General features: G+C 63.5%; 6 protein-coding genes. 4 read left to right on the plus strand and 2 right to left on the minus strand.

From position 1 onward, the window contains the following. Positions 1-68 precede the first annotated feature (68 nt). Both ppsR and ACIQ39_RS07770 read right to left on the minus strand, forming a co-directional pair. Entirely contained in the window at positions 69-1,457 is a 1,389-nt protein-coding gene (ppsR, locus tag ACIQ39_RS07765; protein WP_396434042.1) for a transcriptional regulator PpsR, read from the minus strand. Between the two features lie 131 nt (positions 1,458-1,588). After that, positions 1,589-2,395, minus strand: a complete 807-nt coding sequence (locus ACIQ39_RS07770; protein WP_396434043.1) for a B12-binding domain-containing protein — start codon at positions 2,393-2,395, stop codon at positions 1,589-1,591. Between the two features lie 247 nt (positions 2,396-2,642). Here ACIQ39_RS07770 and bchF point away from each other — a divergent pair, with 247 nt between their 5' ends. The 4 genes from bchF to ACIQ39_RS07790 all read left to right on the plus strand — a co-directional run. After that, positions 2,643-3,158, plus strand: a complete 516-nt coding sequence (bchF, locus tag ACIQ39_RS07775; RefSeq protein WP_396434044.1) for a 2-vinyl bacteriochlorophyllide hydratase — start codon at positions 2,643-2,645, stop codon at positions 3,156-3,158. After that, entirely contained in the window at positions 3,155-4,447 is a 1,293-nt protein-coding gene (locus ACIQ39_RS07780) for a ferredoxin:protochlorophyllide reductase (ATP-dependent) subunit N (RefSeq protein WP_396434045.1), read from the plus strand. Before bchF ends, ACIQ39_RS07780 begins: the two co-directional genes overlap by 4 nt. A gap of 16 nt (positions 4,448-4,463) precedes the next feature. Further along, a complete protein-coding gene (bchB, locus tag ACIQ39_RS07785) occupies positions 4,464-6,110 on the plus strand; it encodes a ferredoxin:protochlorophyllide reductase (ATP-dependent) subunit B (RefSeq protein WP_396434046.1) in 1,647 nt (548 codons plus the stop codon). A gap of 25 nt (positions 6,111-6,135) precedes the next feature. Then, positions 6,136-9,731 (plus strand): magnesium chelatase subunit H (locus tag ACIQ39_RS07790; protein ID WP_396434047.1); only part of this gene is annotated, 3,596 nt, incomplete at its 3' end.

Here is a 9,731-nt window from a genome sequence, read left to right on the forward strand (position 1 = left end):
TTGTGAAGAGACTTTTGAGAATGTCAACTGGGATTGACACTGTGTGTCAACCAAATCCGACAAGTCATTCAGCCCGCGTCGGCTTCGGCCTCGGCCACCATGCCAAAGCGGCGCAGTTTGACGTACAGGCTTTGGCGCGACAAACCCAGCATTTCCGCAGCCGAAGCGCGGTTGTTGTGGGTCAACTCCAAAGCCGCCTCGATGCACATGCGCTCAATGGTGTCCACCGTCTCGCCCACAATGTCTTTGATCGGGCGGCGCCCCACCAACTGTGACAAGTCGGCAAAGGGGTTGGCCTGGCTTGAGGAGAGCGAGGAACCGCCTTGCAGGCGGCGGTCCATGTCGCGTACAAAAAAGGCGTACATGGGCTGCGGGCGGGCCAAACACACGGCCGAGACCTCGACCGGCAAAGTCATGCCCGAGAGGGTGCGCACCTCGGTGGCGAAATTGCGCACCGGCAACTGCTGGCGCAAGCTGGTGTTGAGCACGCCCCAGTCCACCGCACCGCGCAGCAGCCAGCGCTCGAGACTCTGGCCCACCACTTGCGACGAGGCCGTCAGACCCAGCAAGGCCATGCCCTCTTCGTTCACACTCTTGATCAGGCCCGAGGTGTCGGTGAGCAGCCAGCCGTCCGGGAAGCGCTCCATGGCTTCGCTCAAAGCCGCCGAAGACCCGGCATCGTGCAAAGTCGCTGCCGCGGTTTCGCGGGTGACCAAACGCACCAAAAACTGCGCCCCGCCCTCTTGGCGAAACACCGTGGCCGACACCGTCCAGGCCGAGGGCAAGCCCGCCACGCGGGCCGCGCACATCTCGATGCGGCCGGTGGCCAGCGCCGTGCGCAACAAGGACTGCACTTCGCCTTGGCTTTCCCCTTCAAAACATTCGCGCACATCGCGGCCCACCAAGCGTTTGCCCGCATCCTTGAGCAAAGACTGCGCGCCCACATTGGCCTCCAGCACGCGCTGGCTGCTGGCGTCCACCATCAGCACCGCCTCGGACGAGGTGTCAAACAGCACACGGTAACGCGCCTCAATGTGGCGCAGGCGCAAATAATCGCGCTCCATGGACTGCTGTGTTTCGACCAAACGCCGTTGCAACTCGGCCAGGCTTTCCAGATCGCGGCCCATGGCCAGCAACTTGCCGCCACCCAGGGGCAGCACCACGTACTGAATGGCCACTTCGTTGCCCACGGGCGAGAGGTGGTTCACATGCCGCCAGCGCAGCACATCGGGGACCCCCTGAGAAGACAGCATTTCTTGAATCTTGTTGCGGCTTTCGCTGGTGACGGTGTCGACCCAGCGGCGGCCCACCCAGGCCTGGCAGCCCAAAGCGGCCAAAGTGTCGCGCCCGGTTGACACGTCATCGATCACCCCCTGCGGGTCCATGACCAAGGTGACATCAGACACCACCCCCAACAATTGGGAAAAGGTGGAGGGGTCCAGAGAGGGAAGCTTCATGTTGTAAACCAAACGGGTTTGAGCATCAGGAAGTTGACACTTGAATTTGTCATAGAAGTATAGGCTTATATGCCAATAAAAACAGATGGCCTTGGAATTTCAATGTCAAATGGCATATCAAGCTGGCCATATCAGCCCAGCTTGTCAGCGGCAATCGGCATGGCCCGGGTGATGCGCGCCACGGTGGCCGGCGCGTCTTCGGCCAGCACCTCGGCGGCCAGGCCCTGCAGGCGCTCGGGCGCGACAAAAGCCATGGGGCCGCCCACAAACACATGCAGCCCCAAGTTGTCCGAACCCTCGCGCAGCTTGGGCAACAAGGCGGCCAGGGTGTCCAGGTGGCGGTCGGTGCTCACCGAGATGCCCACCGCGTCAAACCAGTCCGACTGGAACAAGCGTTTGAACTCGGTCACATCCTGCGGCACGCCCACGGTCACGAGCCAGCCTGCGCGTTTGAAAAATTCGCTCAGCATGAACAAACCCATGCTGTGCTGCGCCCCGGGCTCGGTCAACAAGAGCAGGCTCCAGGCTTGGCGCTGCGTGGGCGTTTCCTGCAAAAACTCGCTGCTGAAATCGTGCAGCAGCTGCTGCAAATGGGCCGAGGCGATGGTGGTCATGGCAAAGTCCAAGCGGTCAGCGCACCACCAATCGCCCAGCATGCGGGCACAAGGCGTGATGCCTTGCATGTAAATGTCTTCCAGCGACTGCCCCTGGCGCTGCCAGCCAAACACCACTTGCCGCGCCGCGTCCAGCCCCTGCAGGCAGGCCTGCGCCAGGATCTGAATTTGCGCCAAATCGAGCGCAGATTTGCCGGTGAAGCTGGTGCCGCCCACCAAACGGGGCCCGACCGGCGCACCTTGGCGCAAGGCCTCAGGCAAGGCATGGCGAGGCAGCTCGGCATGGGGTGCAGAGTGTGCGGTTTCGAGGTTGAATTGCGCCATAACAAGCACCAATCATCAGGAGGGATACACCAGCGGCAGGCTCCGGAGGGCCGGCGTGCTCGTCGCAAGAAATGCGTGGTGTGAGACCCGGTGAAAGCCCCCACACAACACAGCGCCAAGTGTGATTTGATTTTGAGGTCTTGCATTTAGTGTAAACCCTGACAAAACAAATATATGTCAATTTGTGTTGACACACTGTAGGTCCAGACTTACAGTCAAAGCCAAGCCCCGCACACACAAGGACCCCATGCGCACCTCCAGCCCCCCGGTTTTGTACACGCCAGCGCAACGCGCCCGGCGTGACGCGACCGCTTGGACGCTGGTGCAAGGCGTGCTGGCCCCGGTGCAGTTCCTGATTTTTGGCATCAGCTTGTATTTGGTGCTGGGCAGCTTGCACACCGGCGAGCACACCGACTGGGCATTGGCCTCGGTGGTGCTCAAGACCTTGGTGCTCTACGCCATCATGCTCACCGGCGCCATCTGGGAAAAAGTGGTCTTTGGCCAATACCTGTTTGCCCCGGCCTTCTACTGGGAAGACGTGGTCAGCATGGGGGTTTTGGCCCTGCACACCGCCTACCTTTGGGTCTGGTGGCAAGGCCTGTGGAGCCCCACCGACCAGCTGCTGCTGGCCTTGGCTGCGTATGTGAGCTACGCCATCAACGCCGCGCAATACATCCGCAAGCTGCGCATGGCGCGGCTGCAAAAAACCACCTTCCCCGACCCAACTTCTTTGCCCACATCGGGTGCACAGGCCAGCACATGAGCACCGTCATCCCCATCCGCGCAGAAACCTCCGCTGCAAGCGCCGGTTGTACCGACGTTGTGCCCTTGGTCGAGCGCGGCCAGCGCGAGGTGTTTTGTGGCCTGACCGGCATCATCTGGCTGCACCGCAAAATTCAAGACGCTTTCTTTTTGGTGGTGGGCTCGCGCACCTGTGCCCACCTGATCCAGTCCGCCGCCGGTGTGATGATCTTTGCCGAGCCCCGTTTTGGCACCGCCATCATCGACGAGCGCGACTTGGCGGGCCTGGCCGATGTGCACGAAGAACTCGACCGCGTGGTGGGCCAGCTGCTGGCGCGCCGCCCTGATATCCGTTTGTTGTTCTTGGTGGGCTCTTGCCCCTCTGAAGTCATCAAGCTGGATTTGTCACGCGCAGCCGAACGCCAAAACCAAATTCACCACCCCAAGGTGCGCGTGCTCAACTACTCGGGCAGCGGCATCGAAACCACTTTCACCCAGGGCGAAGACGCATGCCTCGCGGCCATGGTCCCCGGCCTGCCTGCCAGCACCGACACCGCACCCGCCCTGATGGTGGTGGGCACCTTGGCCGACGTGGTGGAAGACCAGCTGCGCAGCCTGCTTGAGCGCATGGGCCTGCAAGTCAATTTCTTCCCGCCACGCCACAGCCAAGCCATGCCGGTGGTCGGCCCGGGCACCCGCTATTTGTTGGCCCAGCCCTTCTTGGCCGACACCGCCCGCGCCCTGCAATCGCGTGGCGCGCAGCACCTGGCCGCGCCCTTCCCTCTGGGCGTGGAAGGCACCACCACTTGGCTGCAAGCGGCCGCCACCGAATTTGGTGTGGTCCCCGAGGTGTTTGAACAAGCCACCGCCGCACCCCGCCAGCGCGCCGAAAAAGCCCTGGCCGTGCAGCGCCAGATGCTGCAAGGCCAGCGCATCTTTTTCTTCCCCGACTCGCAGCTCGAAATCCCGCTGGCCCGCTTTGTGCACCGCGAACTGGGCATGGACCTGGTGGAAGTGGGCACACCCTACTTGCACCGCCAGCACATGGCCGAAGAACTCGCGCTCTTGCCCGCAGGCACCCGCATCAGCGAAGGCCAAGACGTGGACCTGCAGCTGGACCGCTGCATCGCCGACGCCCCCGATTTGGTGGTGTGCGGCCTGGGCCTGGCCAACCCACTCGAGGCGCAAGGCATCACCACCAAGTGGGCCATCGAGTTGGTCTTCACCCCCATTCAGGGCTACGAACAAGCGGCCGATCTGGCCGGTCTGTTCAGCCGCCCCCTCAAGCGCCGCCTGAAGCTGGCCGCATAAAGCGCAGGAACACCCCATGCAACTGACGCTCTGGACTTACGAAGGACCGCCCCATGTGGGCGCGATGCGGGTGGCCACCGCCATGACGGATGTGCACTACGTGCTGCACGCACCGCAAGGCGACACCTATGCCGACTTGTTGTTCACCATGATCGAGCGCCTGCCGCGCCGCCCGCCCGTCACCTACACCACTTTTCAGGCGCGCGATCTGGGCGGCGACACGGCCGAACTGTTCAAGGACGCGGCCCGCCAAGCCATGGCGCGCTTCAATCCTGCGGCCATGCTGGTGGGTTCGTCCTGCACTGCCGAATTGATCCAGGACGACCCCGGTGGCCTGGCCCAAGCCCTGAAGTTACCCATTCCGGTGGTGGCCCTGGATTTGCCTTCTTACCAGCGCAAAGAAAACTGGGGCGCAAGCGAGACCTTTTACCAACTGTGCCGCCACCTGGTGCACAAACCCGCCTCAGAAAAACCGGCCAAGGCACGCCCCACTTGCAACATCCTCGGCCCCAGCGCCTTGGGCTTTCGCCACCGCGACGACGTCAAGGAAATCACCCAGCTCTTGAAGCAACTCTGTGTGGACGTGGCCGTGGTCGCGCCCCTGAGTGCCAGTGTGGCCGATGTGCAAAAACTGGCCGAGGCCGACTTCAACGTGGTGCTCTACCCCGAAATTGGCCTGGCCGCCGCGCAGTGGTTGCAGCGCCAGTTTGACCAGCCCTACACCAAGACCGTGCCACTCGGTAGCCACGCCACCCGCGACTTCATTGCCGAAGTCTGCGCACTGACCGGCCTGCCAGTGCCTGGCCAAGACCCCGAGCACGCGCATGCGCCTTGGTACGCCAAGTCGGTCGACTCGACCTACCTGACCGGCAAGCGGGTTTATATTTTTGGCGACGCCACGCATGTGGTGGCCGCCGCCCGCATCGCCAGCCAAGAGATGGGTTTTGAGGTGGTGGGCCTGGGCAGCTACAGCCGCGAATTTGCCCGCGAAGTGCGCGACTGCGCCAAGCGTTACGGTGTTGAAGCCCTGATCACCGACGACTACCTGGAAGTCGAAGACCAGATCAACGCCCTGCAACCCGAGCTGATTTTGGGCACCCAAATGGAGCGCCACATTGCCAAGCGCCAAGGCATCCCCTGCGCCGTCATTTCAGCCCCGGTGCATGTGCAAGATTTCCCGGCACGCTACGCGCCGCAAATGGGTTTTGAAGGCGCGAACGTGCTGTTCGACACCTGGGTGCACCCGCTGATGATGGGTCTGGAAGAACACCTGATCGGCATGTTCCGCGAAGATTTCGAGTTCCACGCCGGTGCTGCGCCTTCGCATTTGGGCAGCACACGGCCGGCGGCTGAGAACCTGGCACCTGCATCGGCCGCTGCTGCACCTGCCGCACCCGTCGCAGCCCCTGCGCCCTCATTGGTGACCGACAGCATCCAAGCCAAAGGCTTGACAAGCGACGGCGTGAAAGCCGTCGCCGCCCCAGCCCAAGCCGCTTCGAACCAGGCCACCTGGAGCGCCGAAGCCGAAAAGGAGCTGGGCAAGATCCCGTTCTTTGTGCGCGGCAAAGCACGCCGCAACACCGAGCGATTTGCCCAAGACCTGGGCGTGGCGACCATCACCGTGGAGACGCTCTACGATGCCAAAGCCCATTTCAGCCGCTAAGTCCAGCAAGACCCAAGCACCGCGCATGAGCGTGGTGCTACTGACCATGGACAGCCACCTGGCCAGCGCCGCCGAGAGCGCGGCCGAACGCTTGGCGCGCGACCTGCCGGGCCTGCACCTGCAAACCCACAGCGCCTCGGCCTGGCGCGACAGCGAAAGCGCCCTGGCCAACTGCCTGGCCGCCGTGGCGCAAGCCGACCTGGTCATCGTCACCATGCTCTTCATGGAAGACCACTTCCTGCCGGTGCTCGACGCATTGCAGGCGCGCCGCGAACATTGCGACGCCATGGTCTGCATCATGTCCGCGCCGCAGGTCACCCAGCTCACCCGCATGGGCAAACTGGTCATGGGCCGCGAATCCAGCGGCCTGATGGCTTTGCTGAAAAAGCTGCGCCCCAGCGCCAAAAACAAAGACACGGGTTCTGAAACCGGTGCACCCTCGAGCGCGGGGGCCAAGCAAATGGCCATGCTGCGCCGCCTGCCCAAGCTGCTGCGTTTCATCCCCGGCACCGCGCAAGACCTGCGCCTGTTCTTTTTGACCATGCGCTACTGGTTGGCCGGGTCTGAGCACAACATCGAGCACCTGGTCAAAACCCTGGTGCACCGCTACGCCCAAGGCCCCCGCGAACCCCTGCGCGCCCTGGCCCAGCCGGAAGACCCGATCGAATACCCCGAGGTGGGCCTGTACCACCCGCAAATGAAAAACCGCATCAGCGAAGAGCTGAGCGAGCTGCCCGGTCACGGCCGCCAAGACCAGCCGGCCGTGGGCTTGTTGCTGCTGCGCTCGTATTTGCTGGCGGGCAACACCGCGCATTACGACGCCGTCATCCACTCGCTGCAAGCGCGCGGCCTGCGCGTCATCCCGGCCTTTGCCAGCGGCCTCGATGCCCGTCCGGCAATGGACCGTTTCTTCAAAAACAGCGGCGAATCCAAGATCCAGTCGCTGATCTCGCTGACTGGTTTTTCCTTGGTCGGCGGACCGGCTTACAACGACGCCAGCGCGGCCGAAGTGGCGCTCAGCGAACTCGATGTGCCCTACATCGCCGCGCACCCACTCGAGTTCCAGTCCATCGAACAATGGGGTGGCTCCACCCGCGGGCTGTTGCCGGTCGAGAACACCATCATGGTGGCCATCCCCGAACTCGACGGCTCGATCTTGCCCATGGTCTATGGCGGCCGCCCCGGCCCTGCCGGACAAACCTGCACCGGCTGCGACAAAGGCTGCACCTTCCCCAGTGGCCCGCGCAGCCAAGACATGTTCACCTGCACCGAGCGCACCGAAATGCTGACAGCGCGTGTGGAGCGCCTGGTGCGCCTGCGCGACAAGCCCCGCGCCGATCGCAAGCTGGCCATCGTGTTGTTCAACTTCCCGCCCAACGCGGGCAGTGTGGGCACGGCCGCGTATTTGTCGGTGTTCCAGTCGCTGTTCAACACCTTGCAGCGCCTGTCGCTCGAAGGCTACCGCGTCGAATTGCCAGACAGCGTGGACGACCTGCGCACACGTTTGCTGCACGGCAACGCCAGCCAGTACGGCACCCAGGCCAATGTGCTGCACGCCATCGACACCGGCCACCATGTGCAAAACGAACGCTGGTTGAACGAAATCGAAGCGCAGTGGGGCCCCGCCCCCGGCAAGCACCTGACCAATGGCCAGTCGATCTTTGTGCTCGGCGCAGACTTTGGCCAGGTGGTGGTCACGGTGCAACCGGGCTTTGGCTACGAAGGCGACCCGATGCGCCTGTTGTTTGAAACCGGCTGCGCCCCCACCCATGCCTTCAGCGCGTTTTACCGCTACCTGCGCGAGGACTACGCCGCCGACGCGGTGCTGCACTTTGGCACGCACGGCGCGCTCGAATTCATGCCCGGCAAACAAACCGGCCTGTCGGCCCAGTGCTGGCCCGACCGCCTGATCGGCGCGCTGCCCAATATTTACCTGTACGCCGCCAACAACCCATCCGAAGGCGCACTGGCCAAGCGCCGTGGCGCGGCCACGCTGGTGAGCTACCTCACGCCATCGCTCACCCATTCGGGCCTGTACAAAGAATTGGTCAGCTTGCAGCAATCGATCGAGCGCTGGCAGCAAATGGGCCCCGATCAAGCGCAAGACCGCGAAAGCCTCACGAGCCTGATCCGCGAGCAAGCCCAGAGCATCGACCTGGCCGTGCCCAGCACCCAAGGCGATGCCACCCCCTGGATAGAGCAGCTGCAAAACCAATTGCTCGAACTCGAATACGCCCTCATCCCCGAAGGCCTGCACGTGATGGGTCAAGCCCCTTCCCGTGAGCAGCGCTTGGGCACACTCAAAGTCATGGCCGATGCCATGGGTTTGAAGGCCGCGCAAAACGAGGCCTTGATGCAAGCCCTGGTCGACGGTGCCAGTCAGGCCCAGCTGAACGCGCAGTTCAGTGCCGATGTGATGAGCGACGACAAAGCCCAGGCCGAGACACTGCGTCAACTGGTGCGCAGCAACCGCCTGCTGGGTGAAGACCACGAAATGCAAGGCCTGATGCGCGCCCTCGATGGCCGCTATTTGCAGCCCGCCCCCGGTGGCGATTTGATCCGCAACGCCAACGTGCTGCCCACCGGGCGCAACCTGCACGGCCTGGACCCGTTTCGCATGCCCTCTGCCTTTGCCGTGCGCGACGGCCAGCGCCAGGCCGAGAAACTGTTGGCCCGCTACCAGCAAGACCACCAGGCCCTGCCCGAGACCGTGGCCATGGTGCTGTGGGGCACCGACAACCTCAAGACCGAAGGCAGCCCCATGGCCCAAGCCCTGGCTTTGATGGGCGCCGCACCGCGCTTTGACAGCTATGGCCGCTTGGCCGGTGCGCAGCTCATTCCCTTGGCTGAACTTGGCCGCCCGCGCATCGACGTGGTCATCACCTTGTCGGGCATCTTCCGCGACCTGCTGCCCATGCAAATTCGCCTGCTGGCCGAGGCCTCGTTTCTGGCCGCCAGCGCCGACGAACCGGCTGAGCAAAACTTCATCCGCCAACACGCCCTGGCCTTCATGGCCGAGCACCCGGGCAGCGACCTCGAATGCGCCTCGCTGCGGGTGTTTGGCAACACCGAAGGCGCGTACGGCGCGAATGTGAACCACCTGATCGACAGCAGCTGCTGGGAAAACGAAAACGAGCTGGGCGACGCCTTCACCCAGCGCAAAGGCTTTGCCTACGGCCGCGAAGGCCGCCCGGTGCGCAACACCGCCGTGCTGCAAAGCGCGCTGGCCAGCGTGTCACTCACCTACCAAAACCTCGACTCGGTCGAGCTGGGCGTGACCAGCATCGACACCTACTTTGACACGCTGGGCGGCATCAGCCGCGCCGTGCTGCAGGCCAAGCACCAACGCGACGGCAACGCGGCCGAAGCCCCGCCGGTGTTCATTGGCGACCAGACCCAAGGCGAGGGCGTGGTGCGCAGCCTGACCGAACAAGTGGCGCTGGAAACCCGCAGCCGCATGCTCAACCCCAAGTGGCACGAAAGCATGCTGCAACACGGCTACGAGGGCGTGCGCCAAATCGAAGCGCACCTCACCAACACCATGGGCTGGTCGGCCACCACGGGCCAAGTGCAGCCCTGGGTCTACCAACAACTGGCCCAGACCTTTGTGCTGGACCCGGC

It is taken from the genome of Limnohabitans sp. (assembly GCF_044361645.1).
Taxonomy (GTDB): Bacteria; Pseudomonadota; Gammaproteobacteria; order Burkholderiales; family Burkholderiaceae_C; genus Limnohabitans_A.

Bases quoted from the DNA above. Each gene is read 5' to 3' on its own strand.
- ppsR (WP_396434042.1), bottom strand. From the start codon at position 1,457: ATGAAGCTTCCCTCTCTGGACCCCTCCACCTTTTCCCAATTGTTGGGG.
- ACIQ39_RS07770 (WP_396434043.1), bottom strand. From the start codon at position 2,395: ATGGCGCAATTCAACCTCGAAACCGCACACTCTGCACCCCATGCCGAG.
- bchF (WP_396434044.1), top strand. From the start codon at position 2,643: ATGCGCACCTCCAGCCCCCCGGTTTTGTACACGCCAGCGCAACGCGCC.
- ACIQ39_RS07780 (WP_396434045.1), top strand. From the start codon at position 3,155: ATGAGCACCGTCATCCCCATCCGCGCAGAAACCTCCGCTGCAAGCGCC.
- bchB (WP_396434046.1), top strand. From the start codon at position 4,464: ATGCAACTGACGCTCTGGACTTACGAAGGACCGCCCCATGTGGGCGCG.